The 26,778-nt window shown below is 67.4% G+C and carries 21 protein-coding genes; 10 read left to right on the top strand and 11 right to left on the bottom strand.

Going from position 1 to position 26,778, the window contains the following annotated elements; genetic code table 11:
• Positions 1-190: 190 nt before the first annotated feature.
• Complete coding sequence (locus U9J33_RS20645; RefSeq protein WP_324699842.1) at positions 191-2,266, top strand: tetratricopeptide repeat-containing sulfotransferase family protein; 2,076 nt, start codon at positions 191-193, stop codon at positions 2,264-2,266.
• A gap of 45 nt (positions 2,267-2,311) precedes the next feature.
• Here the strand turns inward: U9J33_RS20645 and U9J33_RS20640 are convergent, their stop codons facing one another.
• From U9J33_RS20640 to U9J33_RS20595, 10 genes are all read right to left on the bottom strand, one after another.
• On the bottom strand, positions 2,312-3,226 hold the full coding sequence (locus tag U9J33_RS20640; protein ID WP_324699841.1) for a DNA-binding response regulator: 915 nt from the start codon (positions 3,224-3,226) through the stop codon (positions 2,312-2,314).
• Positions 3,227-3,239: 13 nt separating this feature from the next.
• On the bottom strand, positions 3,240-6,599 hold the full coding sequence (locus U9J33_RS20635; protein WP_324699840.1) for an ATP-binding protein: 3,360 nt from the start codon (positions 6,597-6,599) through the stop codon (positions 3,240-3,242).
• Positions 6,599-7,261: an urease accessory protein UreG gene (gene ureG / locus U9J33_RS20630; protein WP_054438575.1), complete on the bottom strand. Its 663-nt coding sequence runs from the start codon at positions 7,259-7,261 to the stop codon at positions 6,599-6,601. Before ureG ends, U9J33_RS20635 begins: the two co-directional genes overlap by 1 nt.
• Positions 7,258-7,938: an urease accessory protein UreF gene (locus U9J33_RS20625; protein WP_324699956.1), complete on the bottom strand. Its 681-nt coding sequence runs from the start codon at positions 7,936-7,938 to the stop codon at positions 7,258-7,260. Before U9J33_RS20625 ends, ureG begins: the two co-directional genes overlap by 4 nt.
• Positions 7,928-8,485 (bottom strand): urease accessory protein UreE, encoded by a 558-nt coding sequence (gene ureE / locus U9J33_RS20620; RefSeq protein WP_324699839.1) that lies wholly within the window; start codon positions 8,483-8,485, stop codon positions 7,928-7,930. The genes U9J33_RS20625 and ureE overlap by 11 nt, the downstream gene beginning before the upstream one ends.
• A gap of 85 nt (positions 8,486-8,570) precedes the next feature.
• Positions 8,571-10,283, bottom strand: a complete 1,713-nt coding sequence (ureC, locus tag U9J33_RS20615) for an urease subunit alpha (protein WP_324699838.1) — start codon at positions 10,281-10,283, stop codon at positions 8,571-8,573.
• The gene (locus U9J33_RS20610; RefSeq protein ID WP_324699837.1) at positions 10,283-10,588 is read right to left on the bottom strand and encodes an urease subunit beta; all 306 of its coding nucleotides are present in this window, start codon (positions 10,586-10,588) and stop codon (positions 10,283-10,285) included. Before U9J33_RS20610 ends, ureC begins: the two co-directional genes overlap by 1 nt.
• Positions 10,585-10,887, bottom strand: coding sequence for an urease subunit gamma (locus tag U9J33_RS20605; RefSeq protein WP_054438565.1), 303 nt, complete (start codon positions 10,885-10,887; stop codon positions 10,585-10,587). The genes U9J33_RS20610 and U9J33_RS20605 overlap by 4 nt, the downstream gene beginning before the upstream one ends.
• A gap of 5 nt (positions 10,888-10,892) precedes the next feature.
• Positions 10,893-11,756, bottom strand: a complete 864-nt coding sequence (locus U9J33_RS20600; protein ID WP_324699836.1) for an urease accessory protein UreD — start codon at positions 11,754-11,756, stop codon at positions 10,893-10,895.
• A gap of 140 nt (positions 11,757-11,896) precedes the next feature.
• Complete coding sequence (locus U9J33_RS20595; RefSeq protein ID WP_324699834.1) at positions 11,897-13,381, bottom strand: agmatinase family protein; 1,485 nt, start codon at positions 13,379-13,381, stop codon at positions 11,897-11,899.
• A gap of 336 nt (positions 13,382-13,717) precedes the next feature.
• Between U9J33_RS20595 and U9J33_RS20590 the strand changes: the two genes are divergently transcribed.
• From U9J33_RS20590 to U9J33_RS20560, 7 genes are all read left to right on the top strand, one after another.
• The gene (locus U9J33_RS20590; RefSeq protein ID WP_185999068.1) at positions 13,718-14,320 is read left to right on the top strand and encodes a hypothetical protein; all 603 of its coding nucleotides are present in this window, start codon (positions 13,718-13,720) and stop codon (positions 14,318-14,320) included.
• Complete coding sequence (locus U9J33_RS20585) at positions 14,317-14,820, top strand: c-type cytochrome (protein ID WP_132469652.1); 504 nt, start codon at positions 14,317-14,319, stop codon at positions 14,818-14,820. The genes U9J33_RS20590 and U9J33_RS20585 overlap by 4 nt, the downstream gene beginning before the upstream one ends.
• Positions 14,821-14,870: 50 nt before the next feature.
• Complete coding sequence (locus U9J33_RS20580; RefSeq protein WP_132469651.1) at positions 14,871-15,341, top strand: (2Fe-2S)-binding protein; 471 nt, start codon at positions 14,871-14,873, stop codon at positions 15,339-15,341.
• Positions 15,338-17,533, top strand: a complete 2,196-nt coding sequence (locus U9J33_RS20575; protein ID WP_324699831.1) for a xanthine dehydrogenase family protein molybdopterin-binding subunit — start codon at positions 15,338-15,340, stop codon at positions 17,531-17,533. The genes U9J33_RS20580 and U9J33_RS20575 overlap by 4 nt, the downstream gene beginning before the upstream one ends.
• A 122-nt stretch (positions 17,534-17,655) precedes the next feature.
• Positions 17,656-18,459, top strand: coding sequence for a peptidyl-prolyl cis-trans isomerase (locus tag U9J33_RS20570; RefSeq protein ID WP_185999066.1), 804 nt, complete (start codon positions 17,656-17,658; stop codon positions 18,457-18,459).
• On the top strand, positions 18,446-19,465 hold the full coding sequence (locus U9J33_RS20565; RefSeq protein ID WP_185999065.1) for a HupE/UreJ family protein: 1,020 nt from the start codon (positions 18,446-18,448) through the stop codon (positions 19,463-19,465). Before U9J33_RS20570 ends, U9J33_RS20565 begins: the two co-directional genes overlap by 14 nt.
• Positions 19,466-19,509: 44 nt before the next feature.
• The gene (locus tag U9J33_RS20560; RefSeq protein ID WP_186000037.1) at positions 19,510-21,015 is read left to right on the top strand and encodes a tetratricopeptide repeat-containing sulfotransferase family protein; all 1,506 of its coding nucleotides are present in this window, start codon (positions 19,510-19,512) and stop codon (positions 21,013-21,015) included.
• A 126-nt stretch (positions 21,016-21,141) separates the two neighbouring features.
• Here the strand turns inward: U9J33_RS20560 and U9J33_RS20555 are convergent, their stop codons facing one another.
• Positions 21,142-23,526 carry a TonB-dependent receptor gene (locus U9J33_RS20555; RefSeq protein WP_324699830.1) on the bottom strand — a complete coding sequence of 795 codons (2,385 nt, stop codon included), beginning with the start codon at positions 23,524-23,526 and terminating at the stop codon, positions 21,142-21,144.
• Positions 23,527-23,917: 391 nt separating this feature from the next.
• Here U9J33_RS20555 and U9J33_RS20550 point away from each other — a divergent pair, with 391 nt between their 5' ends.
• Together U9J33_RS20550 and U9J33_RS20545 are read left to right on the top strand one after the other, a co-directional pair.
• Entirely contained in the window at positions 23,918-25,375 is a 1,458-nt protein-coding gene (locus tag U9J33_RS20550) for an agmatinase family protein (RefSeq protein WP_185999063.1), read from the top strand.
• A gap of 13 nt (positions 25,376-25,388) precedes the next feature.
• Positions 25,389-26,744: an agmatinase family protein gene (locus U9J33_RS20545; RefSeq protein WP_324699829.1), complete on the top strand. Its 1,356-nt coding sequence runs from the start codon at positions 25,389-25,391 to the stop codon at positions 26,742-26,744.
• Positions 26,745-26,778 lie beyond the last annotated feature (34 nt).

The raw sequence follows: 26,778 nt of genomic DNA, 5'->3' as shown, positions 1-26,778 counted from the left end.
CTTCGCAATCGCAGCATTCCGAACACCCGTCCTAAATTGGATAGTGACAGTCATTTTTCTGCTGTCAAGGCGCTAAAATGTGATCTTATCTTTCAGGTTCCTGCGCGAACTTTCCAGTTTGCGCGTTGCGGGACTCGACGAGCCTGAACATATGTCCTAGATCTGTTTCGCAGTTGCACATAGGAGTTTCATGGCTCACTCCCCCGTCGCTCCCGCCCAAGTACCGGCCACCGGAACGCTTGAAACGGCCTTGTTCCATGCGGCGGCATTGCTGGCCGAAAGGCCCGACATCGCGCATGCCCAGGCGCTGGAAATCCTGCGCGCGCTGCCCGGTCATCCGCAGGCGCGGCTGGTGGAGGCGCGGGCCTTGCGGCGGATGGGGAAGGGGCGCGCGGCAAGGGCGATTCTCGGCGATCTTGCGGCGACCCAGCCGCGCGCGGCGCTGGTGTTCCTGGAACTGGGGCAGGTATGCCGCGAACTTGGCGAACCGGTTCAGGCCGAAGCCGCGTTCCGCCGTGCCGGTGACCTGCGTCCCGATCTCTGCGCGGCATGGAGCGGACTGGCGGCGGCGCTTCGCGATCAGGGAACCGGGCGGACGCGCGAGGCGGAGGCCGGCCAGGCGGACCTTGCCGCGGTCAGGGCGGCAACGCGCGACCCCGATCTGGTCAAGGCCGCGCTGGCGCTGGGCGAAGGGCATTTCGAAGCGGCGCAGAAGCTGTTGCACGATTTCCTGCGCCGCGATCCCGAAAACGCCGCCGCGATTCGCATGATGGGCGAACTGGCATGGCGGATCGGGCGGCTGGATGATGCGGTAGCCTTGCTGGAGCGGGCCATATCGCTGGCCCCGGGTTTCGAGGCTGCGCGCGACCTTCTGGCCCGCGTGTTAGGCCAGGCGAACCGCCTTCCCGAAGCGCTTGCCCAGGCTGACGAACTGATCGCGCGCAATCCCCTCAGCCCTGCCCATGCCATGCTCAAGGCCTCGTTCCTCGTGCGGACGGGGGAGCAGCATGGGGCCAAGGCGATCTACGAAGCGCTGCTCGAACGGCGCGAAGACCAGCCGCGGATCTGGATGAACCTCGGCCATGTCTGCAAGACGATCGGCCGGCGCGACGATGCCATTGCCGCCTATCGCCGCGCGGGCCGGCTGGCGCCGTCGCTGGGCGAGGCGTGGTGGAGCCTGGCCAACCTCAAGACCGTGCGCCTCGGCGCCGAAGACCTGGCAGCGATGCGCGCGGCGCTGGCCGGTCTCGAAGGCGAACAGGCGCAGGGCGAGGATGCGGTGCACCTGCACTTCGCGCTCGGCAAGGCGCTGGAGGATGCGGGCGCCGATGCCGAGGCTTTCGGCCACTACGAGACGGGCAACCGCCTGCGCGCCGCGCGCGAGCCGTTCGGCGCTGCGGAGGCGCATCGCCATGCCCGCGATCATGCGGCGACCTTCACCGCGCCGTTTCTGGCGGGGCGCGGCGAAGGCGGCTGCCTTGCTGCCGATCCGATCTTCGTGGTGGGCCTGCCGCGCGCCGGATCGACCCTGGTGGAGCAGATTCTCGCCAGTCATTCGATGGTCGAGGGGACGATGGAGCTCCCCGATCTGATGATGATCGCCGCGCGCCTCGAATCGCGGATCGAGGAAGGCGAATTCGCCGACTACGGCGCGCTGATGGCCTCGCTCTCCCCGGCCGACCGTACGCGGTTGGGAGAAGAGTATATCGAGCGCACCCGCGCGCACCGGCAGAGCGGCAAGCCGCACTTCATCGACAAGATGCCCAACAACTGGCAGCACCTTGGCCTGATCCGCCTGATTCTGCCGAATGCGCGGATCGTGGATGCGCGGCGCCATCCGCTGGGCTGCTGCTTCTCCGGCTGGAAGCAGCATTTCGCGCGCGGGCAGGACTTCACGTACGATCTCGCCGGGATCGGCGCTTATTACCGAGACTACACGGCGCAGATGGCGGCATTCGAACAGGCGGCGCCGGGGGCGGTGCACCGCGTGATCTATGAGCGCATGGTGGCCGATACGCCGGGCGAGGTGGCGCGGCTGCTCGGCCATCTCGGCTTGCCGTTCGAGGACGCCTGCCTTGCCTTCTGGCAGACCGAGCGAGCGGTCCGCACCGCGAGTTCGGAACAGGTTCGCCAGCCGATCTTCACCGATGCGGTGGAGCACTGGAAGCGCTTCGAACCGTGGCTGGGCGATCTCGTTTCCGCGCTGGGGCCGGTCCTGGCGGCTTATCCCGATGCGCCTGACGAGTGGCGGGACCGGCTGGCCTGAAGAAAACCGGCCCGCGCAGGTTGGCCTAACCTGCGCGGGCCGCCATTACTGCGAAATCACCCGCACCGCGAAAGCCGCGGCAGCGGCGCGGGTTTCCACGCCCAGTTTCTCGAAGACCTGTTCGAGGTGCTTGTTCACCGTGCGCGGGCTGATCGCCAGGATTTCGCTGATGACGCGGTTGGGCTTGCCGTAGCTGATCCACAGCAGCACTTCGGCCTCGCGCTGGGTGAGGCGGAAGTGTTCCTGCAAACAGGTGATATCGGCCTGCGGGTCGATCAGGTTGACGCGCACCAGCAGTTCGCCGGGGCGCGAGCGGCCGACCACCACCGCTTCGAGCGAGCGTCCGCCTTCGAGGTCGAGCTTGGTGGTGGTGCCCGGCGCCGCACCGTCCTGGAACAGGCGCATGAACGGGGGCAGCAGCAGCGGCGGCAGTTCCCCGCCATGGCGCGACCAGTCGGGCGCGAAAGTCTGGAGCAGCTTTTCGGCCGTGGGGGTGCACCAGCCCATCCGGCCTTCGGCCTGCACCGCGATGAGGCTGCGCCCGGTGGCGTCGAGCGCGAAATGGCTGCCGTGCGCGATGCGCGCATTGGCCATGTGGACGCGCACCCGCGCCAGCAGCTCGTCCACGACGATGGGCTTGCGCAAGTAATCGACCCCGCCTGAATCGAGCGCGTGGACGACGTGCTCGCTTTCGGTGAGCCCAGTCATGAAGATCACCGGCACATGCGCGCGCGCCGGCAGCGCCTTGATCGCGCGGGTGGTCTCGAAGCCGTCCAGTCCGGGCATCACCGCGTCCATCAGCACCAGGTCGGGCACGACATGGTCGAGCAGTTGCAGCGCCGCCTCGCCGCTCGTCGCCACCAGCACCGATATCCCGGAGGATTCCAGCGTGTCGGTCAGGAAACGGAGCGATTCCTGCGTGTCGTCAACGACGAGCACGGTGTCGGTATGGGCGGTCATGGCTTGCGGGTCATCATGTGTGGGCTCTGGCGGTCTTGAGGAGCATCTGTATGTCGAAGCGGTCGAGGTGATCCACCAGTTGCGCGACGAGCGGGGCGGCTTCGGGAACTTCGCGTTCCAGCGTGCGGATGGCGGCTTCGATCCCGCGAACATGGCCGATCAGCGCCTTCTGTTCGATCTCGGCCAGGAGCGGCGCGGCGGCGGCGGGCAGCGGCGCAATGCCCGGATCGATGGCGGGCGGGCGCATGGCTTCGGGCTTCTCGCCGATCCAGCGGATCGAGAGCTGTTCCGCCACGACATCCAGCATGGCGTCGAGTTCGACCGGCTTCTTGAGGAACATGTCGTGGCTGGCCAGTCCATCGCCGCCGCGGCTGAATTCGTGGGCATTGGCCGAGACCATCACGATCTTCACGTCTTTGCCGAGCGTTTCGCGCAGGCGTGCGCAGATGTCCCAGCCGGATTCGCCGGGCATCGAGATGTCGAGCAGGACGATGTCGGGCCGCTCGGCCAGCGCGAGGGCATGGCCCCGTGTGCCGTTCGATGCATCGAGCACGGTGAAGTCCAGCGGTTCCAGCAGGCTGCGGACCATGCCGATCTGGGCGGGATCGTCGTCTATCACCAGCACCTTGCGGCGTTCGCCCTCGTAGCCGGCGACCCGGTCCACTTCCTCGACATCCTGCTTTGGCCCGGCGACCTGACCCAGCATCAGCCGGACGGTGAAGCGCGTTCCCTGCCCCGGCTCGCTCACCACCGCAAGGTCGCCTCCGAGGATGCGAACCAGCGCCTGCGTGATCGCAAGGCCAAGGCCCACCCCCTTCTGGCGCTGGGCATCGGGATTGCCGCCGCGCTCGAACGGTTCGAAGACCTTGGCGAGGTCTTCGGGCGAGATGCCGATGCCGGTGTCGACCACCTCGAACGTCGCCATTTCGCTGCGGTACTGGACGCGGAACGTAACCGAGCCTGCCGGCGTGAACTTGATCGCGTTGGACAGCAGGTTGATGAGGATCTGGCGCAGGCGTTTCTGGTCGGTCCGCACGAAGCCGGGCAGGCGTTCGGGGCGCTCGAAATGGAAGGCGATCCCCTTGGCCTGCGCCTGCGGGCGGAACATGTTGGCGATCTGGTCCACGAAGGAGGGGAAGCGCACCGTCTCGCTGGAAATGCGCAGCACGCCGCTTTCGACCTGCGATATGTCCAGCAGGCCCTCGACGAGGTTGGTGAGGTGTTCTGAGCTGCGGCGGATCACCTTGGCCGCTTCCACCGGGGTCACGTCATGCCCGCGCTCCAGGAGCTGCGAGTAGCCGTAGATGGAGTTGAGCGGCGAGCGGATTTCGTGGCTGACGCTGACGAGGTAGCGGCTTTTTGCCGAATTCGCGGCCTCGGCCGCTTCCTTGGCGGCCTGGAGCTCCTTTTCGGTGCGGTTGTGCGCCTCGATCTCGTTCATCAGCAGGGTCACGTGGTGTTCGCTTTCCTGCATCGCCGAGCGGCGCGAGTGGTGGACCAGCACGATGATCCACGCGATCACCCCGCCGCACAGCGAAAGCAGCAGGAACAGGCCGATCAGCACCGAGGAGAAACGGGCGGCGGCATTGGGCGAGGTCAGCTCGATCTGCCAGGAAAGCGTGCCGACGATCACCCCGATCACCGAGACGATCGCCGCCATCACGAATACGAAGTGCCCCACCGGCGTATGCACGAAGCGGGCCGCGCGGCGCGGGACCAGCCGCTCCAGCCAGCGGGCAAGCTGCTGTGTCGCGCGGCTGTCGCGCTTGCAGCGGTCGTGGCAGCGGGCTTCGAGGGTGCAGCAAAGCGAACAGATCGGCGCCGCATACATGGGGCAGTGCGCCATGTCGTTGAGCTCGAAGCGGTTCTCGCAGATCACGCAAGTGGCGTCGGTCTGGCCGGGCGACCAGCGGGTGCGGCGGGCGATGTAGTAGCGGCCTTGCGTGGCAAGCGCGATCACCGGTGCGGCGGTGAAAGCCACGGCCAGCCCGATCACCGGCGCGAACGCCTGTGCCAGCGGGCCGAGCAGGTCGAAATGCGCGCATGTCGCCACCGCGATCGACAGGGCCATGGCGCCGAGGCCCACCGGGTTCAGGTCGTTCAGGTGGGCGCGCTTGAACTCGATCCCGCGCGGCGAGAGGCGCAGCGGCTTGGAGATCATGAGATCCGCCGCCAGCGCGCCGATCCACGCGGCGGCTACCGTGGCGTAAAGGATCAGGATCTGCTCGATCACGGTGAAGATGCCGATTTCCATCAGCAGCAGCGCCAGCAGCACGTTGAACACCATCCAGACGATGCGGCCGGGGTGGCTGTGCGTGAGGCGCGAGAAGAAGTTGGACCACGCGATCGAGCCGGCATAGGCATTGGTCACGTTGATCTTGAGCTGGCACACCACCACGAACAGGCCCGTCAGCACCAGCGAGAGCGCGGGCCAGCCGGTCATCTGCGTGAAGATCGCATGGAACATCGCAGTGGGGCTGGACGGATCGTCCGCCACGAGGTGGCGGCTGGTGACGAACCAGGCGAGGTAGGAGCCCAGCAGCAGCTTGGTGCCGCCGAACAGGGTCCAGCCGGGCCCGCCGATCAGCATCGCGGTCCACCAGCGGGTGCGGCCGATCTTCGCTTCCGGCGGAAGGAAGCGCAAGTAGTCCGCCTGTTCGCCGATCTGCGGCAGCAGCGAAAGCAGGGTGGAAAGCGCCAGGCCGAAGTGAAGCAGGGTTACGCTGCCGTCCGCCAGCCCGAACCTGCCGGAATAGTGCGACCATTCGGCCAGCGCCGCAGGACCGGACCAGACGATGTAGACGATCGGCGCGACTTGCAGGACGATCCAGACGTATTGCGTCCAGGCCTGGAACCGGGTGATCGCGCTCATCCCGTAGAAGGCGATGGGGATCACCACGAGCGCGCAGATCAGGTAGGCCACGCTCATCGGCATCCCGGTCATCGCGCGCAGGGCGACCGCCATGATCGTCGCCTCCACCGAGAACAGCAGGAAGGTGAAGGAGGCATAGACCAGCGAGGTGATCGTCGAGCCGAGATAGCCGAAGCCCGCGCCGCGCGTCAGCAGGTCGATGTCCAGCCCGCGCCGGGCGGACTGGTAGGCGATGGGCAGGCCCAGCACGAACATCAGCGCCATGCCCGCCGCGATGGCGGCCACGCTGTTGGCGAAACCGTAAGTCAGCGTGATCGAGGCGCCGATCGCCTCGCAGGCGAGGAAGGCGGTGGCGCCGATGGCGGTGCCCGCCACCGTGCGCGGCGCCCAGCGCCGCGCCGCATCGGCGGTGAAGCGCAGGGCATAGTCTTCAAGCGTCTGCGTCGCGACCCACTTGTTGTAGAGCCGCTTGTCTTTCAGGACGTAGTCGGGCTGCTTCATCACCCGATTTCGGTGACGGGAGCGGGCTCGCGCGGACGCAGGCCGCCGCTGGCGACGATGAAGTCGACCACTTCGTCCAGCCCGACCATGTCCTTGAGGTTGGAGAACAGGAAGGGCCGCGTGCCGCGCATCTTTCTGGCGTCGCGGTCCATCACGCCCAGGTCGGCGCCGACCAGCGGGGCAAGGTCGATCTTGTTGATGACCAGCAGGTCCGAACGGGTGATGCCGGGGCCGCCCTTGCGCGGGATCTTGTCGCCCGCGGAAACGTCGATCACGTAGATGGTGATGTCGGCCAGTTCCGGGCTGAAGGTGGCGGCCAGATTGTCTCCGCCGCTTTCGATGAAGATTACCTCGAGGCCGGGGAATTTCCTGGCCATCTCGTCCACGGCGACGAGGTTGATGCTGGCATCCTCGCGGATGGCGGTGTGCGGGCAACCGCCGGTTTCCACGCCCATGATCCGCTCCGGGGCGAGCGCGCCGGAGCGGGTGAGGAATTCGGCATCCTCGCGGGTGTAGATGTCGTTGGTGATGGCCGCGATGTTGTAACCCTCGCGCATGGCCTTGCAGAGGCGTTCCGTCAGCGCGGTCTTGCCGGAGCCGACCGGGCCGCCGATGCCGACGCGCAGGGGACCGTGACCTGAAGCGGTTGGGGCAGTGCTCATGAGCGGAAAAGCCTTGTGTAGAGGGTTTCGTGGGCGATCGACGCCAGTTCGAGGTCCGGCGCGGCGGTGCCGAGGTCTTCCAGCGGCGTGACGAGGGCGCGGGCGGCGATCCGTTCGATCAGCGGGGCAAGCGCGGCGATGGCATGTTGCCCGTCGGTCTGGCCGAGCGGAACCAGCCGCACGCCTGCCGAAACGAGGTTGGCGGCGGTGGAATGGAGCAGGGCGTGGAGTGCGCTTTCCAGCGGTACGCCGTGCGCCGCGCAGGCCAGCGCCATGACCGCGCAGTGGGCGACGGGCCAGTCGCCGTTGCGCGCCGCGAAAGCATCCAGCGCGGGGTGTGGCCAGGCCTTGCGGGTGACGGCAAGGAACGAGGCGCCCTGCTGGCGGGCCTCCAGCGCGGTTTCGCTGCTGCCCCGGAAGGCGGCGGCGAGTTCGGAGATGTCGTCGAAGGCGGCGTCATCGCCGGCCGCTTTCCAGGCGTGCACGAAAAGGACGGCATCCACCCAGCCGCCGCCGCGCGCCAGCACCGCCTCGACATAGGCGACCACGTCCATGGCGCTGCGCACCCGGCCATCCTCCACGGCGGTTTCGAGGCCGTGGCTGTAAGTGAAGCTGCCGACCGGATAGGACGGGGAAGTCCATGCGAGCAGCCGGTGCAGCGCCCCGTCAGTGAGCATGGGAGCAGGGGCCGTCATGATCGTGGTCATGGTCATGATGGTGGCGGTGGTCGTGATGCCCATGGCCTTGCAAATGGTCGTGCCCGTGCGAATGGTCGTGCCCGTGGGCATGGCCGTGGCCGGAATAGGCGCCGCCTTCGGGCGTGAAGGCGGCTTCCAGCCTGGTCACCGTGGCGCCCAGCCCTTCGAGCATGGCGTTGATGACGTGATCGTCGCGCAGGCGGATGGCATGGGGGTGGAGTTCGGCGGGCAAGTGGCGGTTGCCGATATGCCAGGCTAGCCGGATCATCGTTGCCGCGCTGTCCGCCGTCACTTCCACCAGTGCCTCGGGCGCGGCGAGCACTTCCACCAGCCGCCCGTCCGAGAGCTGCAGCGCATCGCCGTGGCCCAGCACTTGCGCGCGCGGCAGGTCGAGCAGGAAGGCGGTACCGTTGTCTGCGGTATAGTACCAGCGGCGGCGGTGGCGCGCGTCATGGTCCAGCGTGATGCGGTCGGCGGCCTCGCCGGTCCAGTGACCGTGGGGGATGACTTCGTGGACGGTCAGCATGGGAAGGGCCCTGTGTTGTTCCGAATCTTGCTCCGGGCCGACGGCATAATCAGCTTTTCCCCGCGATGACGAGAGGGGAGGCCCATCAGAACAGGAAATAGCGCTGGGCAAACGGCAGCACTTTCGCCGGTTCGCAGGTGAGCAGTTCGCCGTCGGCACGGACCTCGTAAGTTTCGGGGTCGACCTCGATATGCGGCATCGCGTCGTTCAGCACCATGGATGCCTTGGAAATGCCGCCGCGCGTGTTGCGGACGGCTTCCAGCGGGCGCTGGAGCTGCAGGCGCTCCGCCACGCCGCCGTCGATCCCCGCCGCCGAGACGAAGTGGAGCGAGGATGCCACCCCCGCCGCGCCCAGCGCGCCGAACATCGGCCGGTAATGGACCGGCTGGGGCGTGGGAATGCTGGCATTGGCATCGCCCATCGGCGCGGCGGCGATGGCGCCGCCCTTGATGACCATGTCCGGTTTCACCGCGAAGAAGGCTGGCGACCACAGCACCAGATCGGCCAGCTTGCCGGGCGCGATCGAGCCGACGACATGGCTGATCCCGTGGGCGATGGCCGGGTTGATGGTGTACTTGGCGATGTAGCGTTTCGCGCGGAAATTGTCGGAATCGGCATCGTCCGGGCCAAGGCTGCCGCGCTGCTGCTTCATCTTGTCGGCGGTCTGCCAGCAGCGGATCACCGTTTCGCCCACGCGGCCCATCGCCTGGCTGTCGGACGACATCATCGAGAAGGCGCCCAGATCGTGAAGGATATCTTCCGCCGCGATGGTTTCCTTGCGGATGCGGCTGTCGGCGAAGGCCACGTCCTCGGCGATGCGGGGATCGAGGTGGTGGCACACCATCAGCATGTCGAGGTGCTCCTCGATGGTGTTGACGGTGTAGGGCCGGGTCGGGTTGGTGGAGGAGGGCAGCACGTTGGGCAGGCCTGCCACGCGGATGATGTCCGGCGCATGGCCGCCGCCCGCGCCTTCGGTGTGGAAGGCGTGGATGGTACGGCCCGCGAAGGCGGCGATCGTGCTTTCCACGAAGCCGCCTTCGTTCAGGGTATCGGAATGGAGCGTGACCTGCACGTCGTACTCGTCCGCCACCTTGAGGCAGCAGTCTATGGTGGCGGGCGTGGTGCCCCAGTCCTCGTGCAGCTTGAGCCCGCATACACCCGCGCGGACCATCTCCTCCAGCGCGGCGGGGGTGGAGGCATTGCCCTTGCCGAACAGGCCGAAGTTCATCGGCAGCGATTCCAGCGCCTGCATCATGCGGCCGATGTGCCATGCACCCGGCGTGCAGGTGGTGGCGAGCGTGCCGTGCGCCGGGCCGGTGCCGCCGCCCAGCATCGTGGTGATCCCGGAATTCAGCGCCTCTTCCACCTGCTGCGGGCAGATGAAGTGGATATGCGCGTCGATCCCCCCGGCGGTGAGGATGCGCCCTTCGCCGGCGATGATCTCGGTGCCGGGGCCGATGGGAATGTCCACGCCCGGCTGCGCGTCGGGGTTGCCTGCCTTGCCGATGGCGCTGATCCGCCCGTCGCGCAGGGCGACGTCGGCCTTGATGATCCCCCAGTGATCCAGGATCACCGCATTGGTGATGACGGTATCGGGCGCACCTTCGGCCCGGGTCATCTGCGACTGGCCCATGCCGTCGCGGATCACCTTGCCGCCGCCGAACTTCACTTCCTCGCCGTAGACTGTGCGGTCTTCCTCGATGCGGATCAGCAGCGAGGAATCGCCCAGCCGCACGCGGTCTCCCACGGTGGGGCCGAACATCCCGGCATAGGCGCGGCGGTTCATCGTCACCGGCATCAGAGGTCTCCCATCACGGCGGCGCGGAAGCCGAACACGCGGCGCGCGCCGGCATAGGGAACAAGCTGGACCTCGCGCGTCTGGCCCGGTTCGAAGCGGACCGCCGTGCCCGAGGCGATGTCGAGCCGATATCCGCGCGCCGCCTCGCGATCGAAGGATAGCGCGGGATTGGTCTCGGCGAAGTGATAATGGCTGCCGACCTGGATCGGCCGGTCGCCGGTATTGGCCACGGACAGGGAGATCGCCTCGCGCCCCTCGTTCAGCACGATTTCGCCCTCGGCCGGGATGATTTCGCCCGGGATCATCGGATCGGCCTGTGCACGGTGACGAGCTTGGTGCCGTCAGGGAAGGTCGCCTCGACCTGGATGTCGTGGATCATCTCGGCAATGCCGTCCATCACCTGGTCGCGGGTGAGGACATGGGCGCCGCTGGCCATGAGTTCCGCCACCGGCCGCCCGTCCCGCGCGCCTTCCACCACATGGTCGGAAATGAGGGCGATGGCCTCGGGATGGTTGAGCTTCACGCCCCGCTCAAGCCGCCTGCGGGCGACCATGGCAGCCATGGCGATGATGAGCTTGTCTTTTTCGCGACCGGTGAGGTTCATTTGCCCTAGCAGTAACAGATGGAGGGAAGGCGTGGCGAGAGGCCGAACACGGCGGACCTCAGGATTTCCGCGCAGCGAAGCGCGATATCGCGGACCCGGCGCGGATCCGGCGCCGTCATGCGCAGGATCAGCATGCCGTCGAAACAGGTTGCGCCGCCGTGCGGGGCGGGGATCAGCGTGCGGGCGCGCTCCAGATGATCGGCGGCGTCCGGGCCGACGTAGACCAGGGTGAGAACCGCACTTGCACCGCCGAAGCCGAAGGGGCGGGCGGCGATTCCGGCCACGTCGCCGCCGATGTGAAGCGTGTCCGCCCAGATCAGGCGTCCGCCCCGGCGAATGCGCCATGAATCGTGGATGAGGCCGCTCTCGAAGGTTTCGCCCATGGCGCCCCGGCCCAGCACGATCATCTCGCTGGCGAGCAGGCGCGCATCTGCCGCCATGTCCACTTCCAGCGAGCGGCGCATGTGGCTGCGGTCGAACAGGATGGCTTCCTGCGCCAGCCATTCGCAGCGGCTGGCCGCTCCAAGGGCGATGCGTGTCTCGATGCGGGTCGGCGGGTCGTCTGCCAGGGCGCGGTAGATCTTTTCCGCGGCCTGGGGGATCACCGTGGCGGCGGCATCGTCGTCCACCTTGATGTCCAGCGCGAGCCGGTCTCCCCCCGTCAGCCCGCCGCTGGTGGTGACGGTGACGGCAAGCGGGAATTCGCCCGCGTCGCCATCGGGAAACAGCAGGCGCGCCGGGGCGATCTGGCTGAGGTCGCGCAGGCCGCGAGGGCCGAAGTGGACCATCGCGGCGCCGTCCACCCGCTGCAACCGCGACCGCGCGGGGGGCGCGGCTTCTGCGGGGCGGTTAAGGAGGTTTGCGACCATGGCCTAGCTACGCTTGCGGCGGGAAAACGGGGCATGGGGCATTTGACGTATGGGCGGGAGGCCTGCGTGAATCGCGCGGATCTCTGCAGGAGCGGGCCTCGTCCCGTCCCCGATCCGGGACGAGGCTTCCTGCGATCGGTTCAGATCGGTTTGCGGCGGCCGAAGTTCGGATCGACCTTCTCCGCCTTGCCGGCCTTTGCCGCGCGTTCTCCGTTACCGGGCTGGCCATGCTCGGTGGTCAGGTCGGACAGGTAGCCCACTTGCCTGATGCCCTTCCTGCGCATCGCCACGCCGGTCAGGCAGGCGTGCATGATGGTGTTGGCGTTCAGCGCGCTGCGGTACGTCGGGTCGAGCACGGGGGCCAGTTCGACGATCTCGAAGCCCACCAGTTCGTTCTCGGCGCAGAGGCGGCGCACGATGGGGATCGCCTCCCGCATGGTCAGGCCGCCCGCAACCGGGGTGCCGGTGCCGGGAATGAAGGCCGGGTCCAGCACGTCCACGTCGAACGAGACGTAGAGCTTCTTGCCGCTTTCCCGCGCTTCCTTGAGCGCGCGTTCCATGACGACCTGCCAGCCGCTTTTCTCCACTTCCGGCATCGCGTGATAGCGCACGCCGTTGTCGCGCATCCATTCGAAGCCTTCCGCACCCGGCCACGACCCGCGCAGGCCGACCTGGATGTAGTTCCGGCCCAGCACGTGGCCTTCCTTGACCGCGCGGTAGACCGGGGCGCCATGCGTGATGAAGTGGACGCCGCCCTTGCCCGCATCATAGTGCGAATCGAAGTGGACCACGCCGAAACTGCCCTTGCCGTGAACGTCGGCCAGGCCGGCCACGTCGGCATATTCCAGGCTGTGGTCGCCGCCCACGATGAAGGGAATGGCGCCGGTCCGGGCGATTTCCGCCACGCGTTCGCGCACATGCTGGACGCTGCGTTCGGTGCTCATGTTGTCGATGGCGATATCGCCGTAGTCGACGATGTTCAGCTCCTTGCTGGGATCGACCATGGTATACATGTCCACCCCGCCCGCGCCGTACTGGCTGCGCATGGCAGAGGGGCCGCCCTTGGCCCCGCGATAGCCCGAGCCCATGTCGAGCGGCGCGCCGACGATGGCCACGTCCACTTTCCCGGCGACCAGATCGTCCGGATAGATCGCCACCGGGGCGCCCGCGAAAGTGGCGATGCCGCCTGCATACATGCCCGCACCGCGCCCATTGGCGTAGTAGCTCAGTTCGAAGGGCCCCGGTTCGCGCCGGGGATCGAGCCCCTTGGGGCGCATGGCCTTCCAGCCGTTGAAATCCTCGTTCTCGGTATCGAGGGCGATTTCGCCCATGTCCTTGCCGGGATGGAACTTGGCCGCTTCCACCGAATCCATCATCGCCTCGATATAGGCGTCGATTTCCTGCGGGGTCTTGGTGGAAAGCCGCTGGAACAGCTTGTCGAACGAACCGGCGAAACCTTCGGCCTTGTCCGAGACGAGGAATTCGCGCTTTTCCTTGGTCAGTCCGCCGATCCTGGCTTCCAGAGCGGCGGGAATCTCCGGCCGGTCGGTTTGCGCGATGACCGCGCCGGAAAGGATGGCCGCAAGAGCGCATGCCCCTGCCAGCAGCTTGCGTTTCGCGTTCACTAAGTACCCCCGTTTCTGGCCTCGTATGGGCTGGGAAGTGCGGGGAGGGGGCGCTGTGCGGCAATGGGGCGATTGACGTAGGGGGCAGGGAAGGGGCCGGGCGCGGACAAAAAAAGGAGGTCCGGACGCGGGGTCCGAACCTCCCTTGTAGTTTCGTCAGAGTGAAAATCCGGCAAAGATGGCGAACGCCCGGTGCCCCGCGTCGTGAGGGCGAAGCGCGGGAGGACGTTCCTTTGCGAAAACCACTGACATCGTTTGTAGCGCCCGGTTTGCGGAGCGCCCTACGTCAAACGGCGTATGCTGCGATTTGCTCCGCCCTCCTAGGATGGGCCGGTCATGCTAGTCGCTTTGCTGTTCCTGTTCGGGCTTGGCGTCATCCTGCTCGCGGTCGCCGTCCTGGCGATGCGGCGGCAATTGCGGCTCACCCGCCAGTCGCTCACCCCGGTAGACCGGATCTCCCTTGCCGGCGATGCGCGCGAGCGTGAAACGGCGCCGATCGTCAGCGCCCCGGCCGTTTCGGGCGAGACGCTGACGATCGGCGGCCTCAGCCGCGATCCGCGCCTGCTGCTGCTGCTGTTCATAGAGGCGGATTCCGCGCTCTGCGAGACGGTGGTGCGCGATGCGGTGGAACTGTGCGCGGACGCCGAAGTGCGCCTGCTGCTGCTCGGCGACGGTCAGCGGGAGGACTACGCCGCGCTGATCGCACGCAGCGGCCTCGGCGCGGACGACATCATTCTGGACGCCGCCGTGGGAGAGGACTTCCACATCGGCCCGGTCCCTTCCGCAGCCCTGATCGATCCGAACGGGCACCTGCTTGCCCGCGGCACCGTGCAGCGCAGGGAACAGCTGGAAGCCTTGTTGGCGGCAGTAGGACAAGGCGCGGCACTGGCGGACGAGGACATTCGGCAAGTACAGGTTTCAGGGAGTATCGTGACGTGATTGCCAGCAAGATGCGGTCGATGGCGGTGGCCGCAGGTGCGCTCATGACAGGCGCAGGGATAACGGGCGCGGCGCTCCTGGCGGGGCTTGCGGCGCATCCCGCACCGCTGCGGGCGCAGGCCGCGCCGAAGGCCTGGGCGGCCAATTGCCAGTCCTGCCACAAGGCTGACGGCAGCGGCATGCCGGGCATGTTCCCGCGCCTTTCCGGGCGGGTGGGGCCGATGGCCGGCAGCAAGGATGCGCGCCAGTGGCTGATCTCCACCGTGCTTTATGGCCAGTCCGGCGCGATCACGGTGGATGGCAAGCCGATCCGCGGGGCCATGATGCCTTTCGGCCGCCTGCCCGACGCCGATGTCGCCGCCGCGCTCAACTGGGTGGGCAAGGGAGGCAAGCCCTTTACCCCGGCCGAAGTGGCTGCCGTTCGCGCGGCGGGCGGCGGCAGCGCGGCGAAGAATGCGGAGATGCGAAAGAAGCTCGAAGGCGCGGGACAGGTAAGGTAGCGTCGCGCGCGGGCATATCGATACGGAACGACTGAGGGGGCAACGGGCACATGGCAATCCGCTTCACGCTGAACGGCGCAGCGAGGGAACTCGACACCGATCCGGAGAAACCGCTGCTCTGGGCCCTGCGTGAGGACATGGGCCTGCCGGGCACCAAGTTCGGCTGCGGCGCGGGGCTCTGCGGGGCCTGCACCGTCCATCTCGAAGGCGCCGCCATCCGTTCCTGCCTGACGCCGGTAGGCGCGATCGAGGGGCAGTCGGTCACCACTATCGAAGGCGTGGCCGCGCTTGACGCAGGACGCCGCGTGGGAGCGGCCTGGCGCGAGCTCGACGTGCCCCAGTGCGGATATTGCCAGGCGGGCCAGATCATGAGCGCCGTGGCGCTGCTTACCGAGACGCCCGATCCGGACGATGCCGCCATCGACGCGGCCATGGCCGGAAACCTCTGCCGCTGCTCGACTTATGTCCGCATCCGCGCCGGTATCAAGGCCGCCGCCAAAGCCCGGGGGGCAGCGGCATGATGGCAGCAGATATCTCACGCCGCCGCTTCGTCGGCGCCTCGCTGCTGGCCGGCGGCGGTCTCCTCCTGGATATTGCGATCCCTCTGCCGGCCCATGCCGCGCAGGCATCGGCCGGAGAACCCCGGGTCCTCACCGCCTTCATTCGCATCCTGCCCGGCAATCGCTTCGTGATCGGCGGGAAGAACGCCGAGATCGGGCAGGGCGCCAAGACCTCTCTGCCGATGATGATCGCCGAGGAATTCGACGTGGACTGGGATCAGGTCACGGTCGAGCAGACACACGCGGACCAGTTGTTGTTCGGCGCGCAGAGCGCGGGCGGAAGCCGCACCACGCCGCGCGAATGGCTGCCGATGCGGCAGGCGGGCGCGGCGGCGCGGGCCATGATGGTGGCGGCGGCGGCCCGCCAATGGAATGTCCCGGAAGACGGCCTGACAACCGGCAGCGGCATCGTCACCGACCGGCGCTCGGGCCGTTCGGTGGCCTATGTCGATCTCGCCCCGATCGCCGCGGCTCTGGCCGTTCCCGACCCCGCCTCGCTGAAGCTCAAGGACCCGGCGGACTTTCGCGTGATCGGCAAGCCGATTCCCGGTGTCGATACACCGGCCATCGTCGCGGGACAGCCCCTGTTCGGGATCGACCACCGGCAACCGGGCATGCTCCACGCGGTGCTGGAAACCAGTCCGGCGGTCGGCGGCAAGCTGAAGAGCGCCAATCTCGACGAAGTGCGCGCCTTGCCCGGCGTGCGCCACGTCGTGACCATCGCCGGAGACGGTCAGGCGGAATCGCTGTTCGACGGGGTGGCGATCCTGTCCGAGAGCTTCTGGTCCGCGAACAAGGCGCGCGAGAGCCTGAGGGCCGAGTGGGACGACAGCGCGCAGCTGGGGTTCTCCACCCAGGGCTATGCCGTTCAGGCCGCGGAAGCGCTCAAGGGGGCGGGGGCGGGCGAAGTCCTGCGCAAGGGGGATATCGATGCGGTGTTCGCCGGAGCGGCGAAAACCGTGACGGCGCGCTATGAATATCCGTTCCTGGCGCACGGCACGCTGGAGCCGCAAAACTGCACGGCCCTGTTCCGCGACGGCGCCGTCGAGATATGGGCGCCCACCCAGAACCCCGAAAGCGGACGCGGGCTGGTGGCCAAGGCGCTGGGGATCGCGCCGGACAAGGTGCGCATCAACCTCACGCGGATCGGCGGCGGCTTCGGGCGGCGCTTGATGAACGACTACATGGTGCAGGCCGCCGCGATCGCCGCCAGGGTGCCGGGCACGCCGGTGAAGCTGCTCTATACCCGGCAGGACGATTTCCGGCGCGATTTCTACCGTCCGGCAGGATGGCACGCCTTTGCCGCCGCGCTTGACGGGCAGGGGCGGCTGGTGGGATTGCGCGATCATGCGGTCAGCTTCGGCAAGGACGGCACACCGACCCGCGCGGGGGAACTGCCCGCTGCGCTGGTGCCGGCAAACCTCGTGGATGCGGTGCTGCTCGAACAGACCCTGCTGGCCACCAACCTGCCCACCGGCTGGTTGCGGGCGCCGGGATCGAATGCGCTCGGCTTCGTTTCGCAGGCCTTCCTCGATGAAGTGGCGCAAGCGGCAGGGAAGGACCTGCCGTCGCTGATGCTGGAACTTCTGGGCGCGCCGCGCAGCCTTCCGGGCGAAGGGCGCGGGCCGGTGTTCAAGACGGGGCGGGCGCGCGGCGTGATCGAGAAAGTGATGGCGATGGCCGACTGGCAGGGCCGTGCAAAGCTGCCGAAAGGGCGCGGCAAGGGATTTGCCTTCTATTTCAGCCATGCCGGATACTTCGCCGAAGTGGTGGAGGTTTCCGTTTCGGAAGGCCAGGTCGCGGTTCACGAAGTGTGGGCGGCGGGCGATGTCGGCAGCCAGATCGTCAATCCCCTCAACGCGCTGCACCAGGTGCAGGGCTCGGTGATCGAGGGGCTGGGACAGGCGCTGGCGGGGCAGAACGTCACGCAGGTCGCAGGCGTGGTGGAGCAGCAGAACTTCGATGCCCATCCCTTCCAGCGCATCGACGCGACGCCGAAGATCAACGTGGAGTTCGTCACGACCGACAATCCTCCCACCGGTCTTGGCGAACCGGCGCTGCCGCCGGTAATCCCGGCCATGGTCAACGCGATCTTCGCGGTAACCGGACGGCGGGTGCGCAGCCTGCCGGTCGATCTGTCGGCACCGGCCTGATTCCCGCGCTCGCGCACTGCCTATGCGTCATTTGACGTAGGGGGCACTGGCCCCCCGCTGGCGTAGCTTCCTGCCCAAGGATCGGCTCCGTTCCGGGGCGGGGGTAAAGGGTTTCGCAGCCAATGGGTCACATGATCGCCGCCATCCGCCAGCGGGCGCCACGCGATCCCTTCGTCGTCTTCCTGATCTCGGCGGCTGCGATCTTCGCGCTCTACTGGGCGGTTGCCGGGCGCAAGGAGACGATCGAGGTGCCGCTTTCGGTGCAGCGTAGCCTCGATGACGACTACAGCCTGATGACCGGGCACCAGCCCGATGCCCGGGCGCGGCAGAAGCTGGTGGACGATTACGTCGGCAACGAACTGCTGTTCCGCGAGGCGGTGCAGCGCGGCATGCACATGACCGACAAGACCACCAAGCAGCGCCTGATCGACCGCGTGCGCTTCATGATCAGCGGTGCGCCGCCAGAACCGAGCGAGGACCAGCTCATGACCTGGTACGCCGGCCACCAGGACCTCTACCGCGCCGAGCCATGGGTTTCGCTGAAGCACGTCTTCTTCGAACGCAAGCCCGCCGATGCCGCCGCCGTGCTGGCGAAGCTGAACGGGGGCGGCAGCGTTGCCGGCGATGAATTCTGGATGGGCCACGACCTGTCGAAATACGGGATTTCGATGCTGCGCGGCATGTTCGGGGAAAGCTTCCTGGACAGCGTGGAAAAGCAGCCCGAGGGCAAGTGGGCGGGGCCGCTGCGTTCCTCTCGCGGGTGGCACTTCGTGGAAGTGACGGCACGGGGCAAGGACCAGCTGCTGCCTTACACCGACGCCCGCGAACAAGTGAAGCAGGACTATCAGGCCGACCAGACCGGCACGGCAGTGCGCAGGGAAATCGCGCGGCTGCGGCAGGATTACGCGGTCCATGTGGAGTCCTGACGTGCTGCGCTTCCTTGCCGTTCTCCTGCTTGCCCTCGGCCTGTCGCCCGCACCGGCCATGGCGGACGTTTTCCGCGTCGGCGAGTTCACGCTCCAGCGCGGCAGCGATCCCGGCACTTACGAACTGACCGCCAGCGTGCCCAACGTGCTGGCCAGCAACGATGCGCTGGGCCTGCCGACCGGCTGCGCGGAAACGGACCGCGAGCGGTTCGTGGAGGCGGTGGTGGTGCGCTATGCCATTCGTTTCACCTGCCAGGGCGGCTTCCCGCCCGAAGCGCAGATCGTCACGCCGTGGGGGGTGGACGGCGGCACGTTCACCTCGGCGCTGGGCGGGGCGATGGTGAAGATGCCGCTCCAGTCGGACGGCGACAAGCTGCTTTTGCCGCTGGCCGACACCGCTCCGCAGGCGCGGCCGCTGCCCGAAGTGGCGCGCTACTATACGGTCGAGGGCGTGGTCCACATCCTGGGCGGCTGGGACCACCTCTGTTTCGTGCTCTGCCTGTGCCTGCTGGCACGGGGGCGTTTCCTGCTGGCGCTGGTAACGACTTTCACGCTCGGCCATTCGCTCAGCCTGGCGCTGGCGTTCTTCGATGTGATCCATGTGCCGGTGCCGCCGGTGGAGGCGGTGATCGCGCTGTCCATCGCCTTCATGGCGCGCGAGGCGATCATGACCCGGCAGAACGGCGGCGAGATCGATCCGGCCCAGCGCCGCCGCCAGCTTGCCGTGGTGGCGGGGTTCGGCCTGCTTCACGGCCTCGGTTTCGCAACGGTGCTGCGCGAACTCGGCGTTGCGCCGGGTGAGCGGGCGAGCGGCCTGCTGTTCTTCAATGCCGGTGTCGAACTGGGCCAGTTGCTGTTCGTTTCCGCCGTGCTCGGCGTGATGGCGGTGGCGGGGATCTTCGACCGGAGCGAGCCAGTGCGCCGGGCCGCGCTCTACTTTGCCGGGATCGTGGGCTGTTTCTGGGCGATCGAACGCGTGGCCGGCTTCAGCCTGGGGATCGCGTGAACGCAGCGCGGGCAGCCCTTGCTCGCGGCGACCTGCCGGGCGCGATGGCGGCGGCGCAGGCACAGGTCCAGTCGCGACCGGCCGAGGCGGAAGGCTATTTCCTTGTCGGGCTGATCGCTGCGGAGGCGGGGCAGGTGGCCAGGGCCGTGCCGCTGATCGAGCAGGCGCTCGGCCGCGAGCCCGCCAATCCCGAATACCTTGCGCAATATGCGCGGCTGCTGATCCTGCTGCGCCGCGATGGTGAGGCGGCGGCAGCGGCGCGGGCCGGGCTCGCCGCGTCCGGAAGCGATGCGCGCACGCTCGATACGCTGGGCTGCGTACTGGCGCGGCTGGGCGACCACGAGGCCACTCTGGCGCCTTTTGCGGCGGCGGCGGGGCAGGAGCCGGGCAACCTCGATTATCGCTACAATCTGGCGGCCGCCTGCGGCTTTACCGGCAGGGTCGAGGAAGCGCGCGGACACTACGAGACGATCCTGCAGGCCGATCCCGGCGATGCGCGCACGCATTACGCGCTCTCGATCCTTTCGCGCCAGACCCGCGGGGACAACCATGTCGAGCGGCTGGAGGCGGCCACGGCGCGCGCCAGTACCCCGGAAGACCTGCTGCGCCTGCGTTATGCGCTGGCCAAGGAGCTGGAGGATATCGGCGAGCCCGAACGGGCCTTCGCCGCGCTTTCGGCCGCCAATGCCGGGCACAAGCGCGCCACGGGCTATCGGTTTGCGCAGGACGAGACGATCTTCGATGCCCTTGAGGCGGCGTTCGCCGATGTGCCTGCGGCAGCATCCGGCCATTCCGATCCGGCGCCGATCTTCGTGGTCGGCATGCCGCGCACCGGGACGACGCTGGTGGACCGCATTCTCTCCTCGCACCCGGAAGTCGGCTCGGCGGGGGAATTGCAGGCCATGCCGCTGGCGATCAAGCAAGCCGCCGCCACACCTTCGCGCAAGGTTCTCGATGCCGAGACGATCGCGGCCGCCATGCGCGCCGATCCGGCGGAAATCGGCCGGCTCTATTCCGCCCGCGCGGCCCATCACCGCCCTGCCGGCAAGCCGCGCTTCGTGGACAAGCTGCCTGCCAATTTCCTCAATATCGGGCATATCCTGCGGGCGCTGCCGAATGCGCGGATCGTCTGCCTGCGCCGGGCGCCGATGGACACGGTGTGGAGCAATTTCCGCAATCTCTTCGCGGCATCCTCGCCTTATTACGCCTATTCCTACGACCTCATGGACACGGCACGCTATTTTGCGCGGTTCGACCGGCTGATGGCGCTGTGGGAGCGGCACTATCCGGGGCGCGTGCTCTCGCTGGGATATGAGGCGCTGGTGGCCGGGCAGGAACGGGAGACGCGGCGCCTGCTGGAGCACTGCGGCCTGCCGTGGGACGCAGCGTGCCTGTCCTTCCACGAGAACCGCGCTGCCGTGGCGACGCCAAGCGCGGCGCAGGTCCGCCGCCGGCTCAATGCCGACGGGATCGGGCGGTGGAAGACGCATGAGGCCGGGATGGCCGAAGTGCGGGCGTTCTTCGAAGGGCTGGGGATCGAGGCAGGCTGAACCGTCCTGGCGGACCGGTTTTCCCATTCACCGCGTCATGGTTTCATCGCTTCAGGGCCGGAAACGAAGAAAGCGGGACCGCATGTCGCGGCCCCGCCCTCCTGCGTTGGCGATCGGGGATGATCGTCAGAACTTCACGCGGCCCTCGATGCCGATCACACGCGGCTGCGCGACCGAGCGGGCATAGTAGCGCGACACGATCCCGTCGTTGACGAGGCCGTAGCGGGTCAGGTCGTTGCTGACGCCGGTGACCGCGTACTTGTCGAAGATGTTGTTCGCGAACAGGCCGATCTCGTAGGCGTCGGTCTTGTAGGTCACATTGGCGCGGTGCATCACGTAGGACGGCAGACGCTCGCCGCCGCCGCGCAGGCCCGGACGGGTGTAGATGCCGCCGGTGTAAGTCGCCGTCCAGCCCAGCACCATCGAATTGGCGCCGATCGGGAAGTCGTAAGTCACGCCCAGCGCGCCCGAGTTCTTGGCGGAGCCCGGCAGGCGGTCCCCGTCGTAGACGCTCACGAGGTCTCCGCCCGCCACGGAAAGCAGGTCGGGCACGTCCTCGGTCAGGTGGGCGTCGAGGTAGGAGTAGTTGCCGCGGATGTTGAGGCCGGCGATGGGACGCGCCGTGAACGAGAAGTCCACGCCCTTCGATACCGCCGCGCCGCCGTTGGTGGTGATGCCGATGGCGCCGTTGACGGTCTGGCCGTCAAGCTGGATGCCCTGCCACTTGATGTAGAAGCCGGAGAGATTGAAGGTCAGGCGGTTGTCGAGCACCTGGGCGCGGAACCCGATTTCGGCGTTCTTGACCTTGTCGGGGCCGAAGAACAGCTCGTCGGGCAGGGCGCAGAGGTTCTGGCCGGCCGGAAGCGGCACCACGCAGGGCGCCACGCGGTTGACGCCGCCGATGCGGTAGCCCTTCGAATAGGTGGCATAGACCATCATGTCGGGCGTGATGTTGTACGAGGTGTTGAATTTCCAGACGAAGCCGTCGTCCCCGGTCGAGCCGGAGCGCGAGCGGAAGTTGATCGGCGGATAGGGCTGGCCCAGCGGCAGGGCGGTGCCGCCGGTCACGTCGGCCGCATACTTGAAGTAGCGCAGCCCGCCGGTGAACTGCCATTCCTTGGTGATGTGGAAGGTGCCTTCGCCGTAGATCGCCTTCTCGTCGGTCTTGGTATCGACGTAGGAGGCGTATTCCACTTCGTCGGGACGGTCGATACCGGCCCAGGCGGGGTAGCCGGGGACGATTTCCTGGCGATCCGAGGTCGTCTTCAGCCGGTTCCAGAACCCGCCGAGCACCCAGCTGAAGGGGCCGCCGTGCGTGGAGACGAGGCGGACTTCCTGCGTGTACTGCGACTGGGTCGCCACCGAGGGCGAATAGCTCGAGAATGCGGGGAACAGCTCATAGCCATAGTCGAGATCGAGCAGCAGGTCGGTGTTGTCGTTCGACTGGCGCTGCTTGGTCTTGGTGTAGGACGAGGTGAACACGGCCTGCGCGATGTCGGCCACGTTGCCGCTCATTTCCAGCGACAGCAGGTGCGACTGGCGCTTGGACGGTTCCTCGTAGCGCCACGGGGCCTCGTACTTGCCTTCGCCCACCACGCCGGCGCCGGTGGCCTGGCGGCCGCCCGTCTTGGTCTGCTGGAAGGCGTAAGTGAGATAGGCCTGGAAGTCCGGCGAGACGAAGCCGAGCTGGTTGCGGGTGGTGAAGGTCTTCTCGTAGTTGAGGTCCTTCTTGCCCGCGAAGTTGGCGTCCTGCTGGGCTTCGGTGCCCATCGGGTCGGAAGCGCTGCCCGGCTGCGGGATCGAGACGCCCGGCTGCTTCAGCAGGAACGGATAGTCGATGAAGCCGGGGTCGTTGTAGTAGCCGGTGACGGTGCGGAAGGCGATCGAATCCCGGACGATCGGGATGTTCAGCACGCCGTAGCCCGAATAGCCCAGGCCGCTCGAATGGGCGACGTCGTAGGCGCGGCCGTAGACTTCGCCGGAGAACGCCGTCGGGTCGGGGCGGTTGGGCATGTAGCGCATCGCGCCCGCCAGCGTGCCGAGGCCGTAAAGCGTGCCTTGCGGGCCAAGCAGGACCTCGACGCGGTTGAGGTCGATCAGCTTGAAGTCGGTGTAGAGCGGCACGTCGCCCAGGTACATGCCGATCGAGTTGTCCGTGTTGTTGCCGCCCGCGCTGGAATCGCTGGCGGAAAGACCGCGCATGACCACGGTGCCGGCGCCGCGCGGGCCGGTGTCGGTGATGGTGATGCCCGGCGTGAAGGCGCCGAGGTCGCGCATGTCGTCGATGTGCTCGCTGGCGAGTTCGGCCGAGCCGATTGCCGCGATGTTGATCGGCGTTTCCAGAAGCGTGGTGTTGCGGCGCGTGGCCGAAACGATGATGGCGCCGTCATCCGCCGTGTCTTCCGCGGCGGCGGGTGCGGTGGACTGGGCATGGGCCGGCGCGGCGGCCAGCGACGTGGACATCATTGTAGCGCAGAGCAGCCCGATCTTCAGTTTGGCGCTGTTCGACATGCAGAACCCCCTATGTTGGTTTTGTTTCCTCCCGCTTCGGGCATCCTCTCCGGGACATGGATGGCGGTGAGCGTGCCGGCCTTTGCAGCCTGGCAAGTGTTGCAACCCGAGGACCCGGCGCTTGCGCGGTTCCCTGCGTCCTTGCGGAGGACGCGGCTTGTTTTTCGATGTGCCCGAAACCTATGGGGGCGTTCGCGGAGCGGTAATGGGTCATTTGACGTACCCGGCCCGAGAGGCGCGGAATTCCGCCATCTACGTCAAATGCCCCATTGGGCGGGCGGCCGATTTGCTGCCTTCTTCGCGGCGTCGATCCGACATTCCTTTTCAGATTCATTCACCAGCCCGGCGCGGGTCGCGAAGGGGCGGGAGTGATCACGGAGACATTGGGGCCATGACGTCAATCAGCGCCGTCACAGGTTGGAGCCTGGCAGCCGCGGCAGCGGTAGCCGGAGCGCTGACCGCAGACATTCCCACGCGTAACGCGGCCACGCCCGCGCCGGTCATGCCGGCCGAGGACGACATGGGGAAACCCAAGCCGCTCGAACTGCCGGAGGACGTTGCGCAGAAGCTTTCCGTCCTCGCGCCCGAAAAGCTGGACTTCGTGAAAAGCGGCATGACCGGCCGCTATGTCGAGAAGGACAAGCTGTTCGAACGCGTGCGGGCGATGCCGGCGCAGGAACTGGTCGCCTATATCGATGCGATCTACGCACTTTCCGCCGAAGTGGAATACAAGGCCGGGCGGGACAAGCTGGCGATCCCGCTGGACACCAGTTCGCCCTGGTTCAACGCCTGGAAGCTGCGCCGCCCCACCTCGCTCGATCCCAGGCGCGAAGCCGGACCGGTGGACCTCGGGCGCTATATCGGCGGCTATGGCGGCGGCTTCGCCACCTTCGCCAATGCCCCGGTCGCCTGGACGCCGGAGGACCTCAAGGCCGGCAAGGTGGACGTTGCCATCGTCGGCGCCCCGCTCGACATGGGTTCGGGCTGGCGCAATGCCATCGACGGTCCGCGCGCCCTGCGCATGACCGGCGGCGCCGGCGGCAATGACATGTATTCGATGATCAGCCCCAACGCGGAGCTGAACATCGTCGATTACGGCGACATCGCCGTGGACCAGAACTCCACCGAGCGCAGCGTCGACCATGTCCGCGAGGTCGTGGCGGAAATCGCGAAGACCGGCGCCATCCCGATCGTGATCGGCGGCGATCACAGCCTTGAATATCCCAATGTCGCCGCCGCCGCCGATGTCTACGGCAAGGGCAAGGTCGGCGTCGTCCACTTCGATTCCCACTACGATATCGGGCGCGGGCGCGTGCACCTGCTGGACCACGGCCAGCCGGTCTACCGGGTGCTGAGCGAAGGCCATGTCAACGCGAAGGACTATATCCAGGTCGGCCTGCGCGCGCGGGGGCCGGACCTCGAAACCTTCGGCTGGATGCGCAACAAGGGCATGCGCTATCACACGATGGTCGAAGTGGAGCGGGACGGCTGGGACAAGGTGATGAAGGCCGCGCTCGCCGAAGCGCGCCAGAACACCAAGAAGCTGTGGATCTCGTTCGACGTCGACGTGCTGGACCCGGCCTTCATGCCCGGCACCGGCACCCCCGTTCCCGGCGGCCTCACCGTGCGCGAGGCGCAGCCGATCATGCGCCGCCTCTGTGCCGAGAACGACATCGCCGGCATCGATATCGTCGAAGTCGCCCCCTATCTCGACACCAGCTACAAGACCGCGCTCAACAGCAATTACCTGCTGAACGCCTGTCTTTCCGGCATCGCCATGCGCCGCAAGGGCCTCAAGCCCGGCTATTTCAGCCCCGTGTCCGTGCAGGACGCGCGCGGTCGTTCGTAAGGAAGATCTGACCATGGCACGCAAGACCCTTTTCGCCGCGCTCGCGGGGACCTGCCTTCTGGCGCTTTCCGCCGCTGCCCCGGTGCAGGCACAGGCACAGGCACAGATGGCCGCACCGGCGGCCGACCCGATCGCCACGCTGCCTGCCGACCAGCGCGCCTTCGTAGCCGACGGCAGGACGCTCGCCCATCTCGGCCTCACGCCTGAAAAGCTCCGTACCGCGCTGGCGCCGCGCTCGGCCGAAGACCGCGCCGCCTATGTGAAGGCGCTGATGGACATGGTGCAGGCGGCGAAGTTCCAGCCCGGCGTCGATCCGGCGGAAATCGCGCTCAACCCGATGGCGCGCGGCTGGAATGCCACCACCACCGTTCGCCCCGCCTTCCTCGACAAGGTCCAGCGCGAGCCCGGCCCGTTCAGCCTCAAGCGCTATCAGTTCCAGAAGCCCGGCGTGCCCACTTTCGCGGATGCGCCGGTGGCGATCCGCAAGGAAGACCTGGTGGCCGGCAAGGTCGAGGTCGCCTTCGTCGGCGTGCCGCTCGACTTTTCGTCCGGCTGGCGCGATGCCAAGCATGCGCCGGTCGCGCTGCGCGGGATGGACGGTCTGGTCGGCGCCGATGCCGATGGCGGGGTAGATCCCGGACTGGTGCTGACGCTGGCCGACTATGGCGACCTTGCGATCGACTACATGGCCCCCGATCGCAGCATGGATCATGTGCGCTCGATGATCGCGGAAATGGCGGCTGCGGGCGTGAAGCCTTTCATCGTCGGCGGCGACCACACGCTCATGTACCCGGATGTGGCGGCAATGGTCGACAGCTACGGCGCGGGCAATGTCGCGGTCGTCCAGTTCGATGCCCATCCCGACGCCATGCTCGACGATCCGCACTTCATCTCCGACACGCAGACGCTTTCGCGCCTGATGCAGGACAAGGTCATCAAGGGCACCGACGTGATCCACGTCGGCATGCGCGGCCGCGATGCGGACGTGGAAACGCAGGCGCGCCTCAAGGCGGCGGGCGTACGCATCAAGCCCACCGCCGAGATCGCCGCGCGCGGATGGCAGGCGGTGACGCAGGAGATCGTCTCGGGTCTTGCCACGGGGCCGAAGAACGTCTTCGTCTCGTTCGACATGAGCGTCCTCGATCCGGGTGAAGTCTCGGCGGCGGGCCGCCCGGTGCCGGGCGGGATCTCCATGCGCGAGGCGATTCCCATGGTCCGGGAGATCTGCACGAAGAGCAATGTCGTCGGCTTCGACCTGCTGGACACCGCGCCGATCCTCGATACCACATATGTCAGCCGGTTGAGCGCGAACTACATCCTCCACGCCTGCCTTTCCGGCATTGCGCTGCGCAAGCAGGGCAAGGGGTAAGAAAGAGACACGAAAGGCCCCGTCCCGGACGATA

The sequence above is a fragment of the Novosphingobium sp. RL4 genome (assembly GCF_035658495.1).
Lineage (GTDB): Bacteria > Pseudomonadota > Alphaproteobacteria > Sphingomonadales > Sphingomonadaceae > Novosphingobium.
The sequence above is the reverse complement of the archived record's forward strand: the minus strand, read 5'-3'. Positions and strand labels throughout refer to the sequence as shown.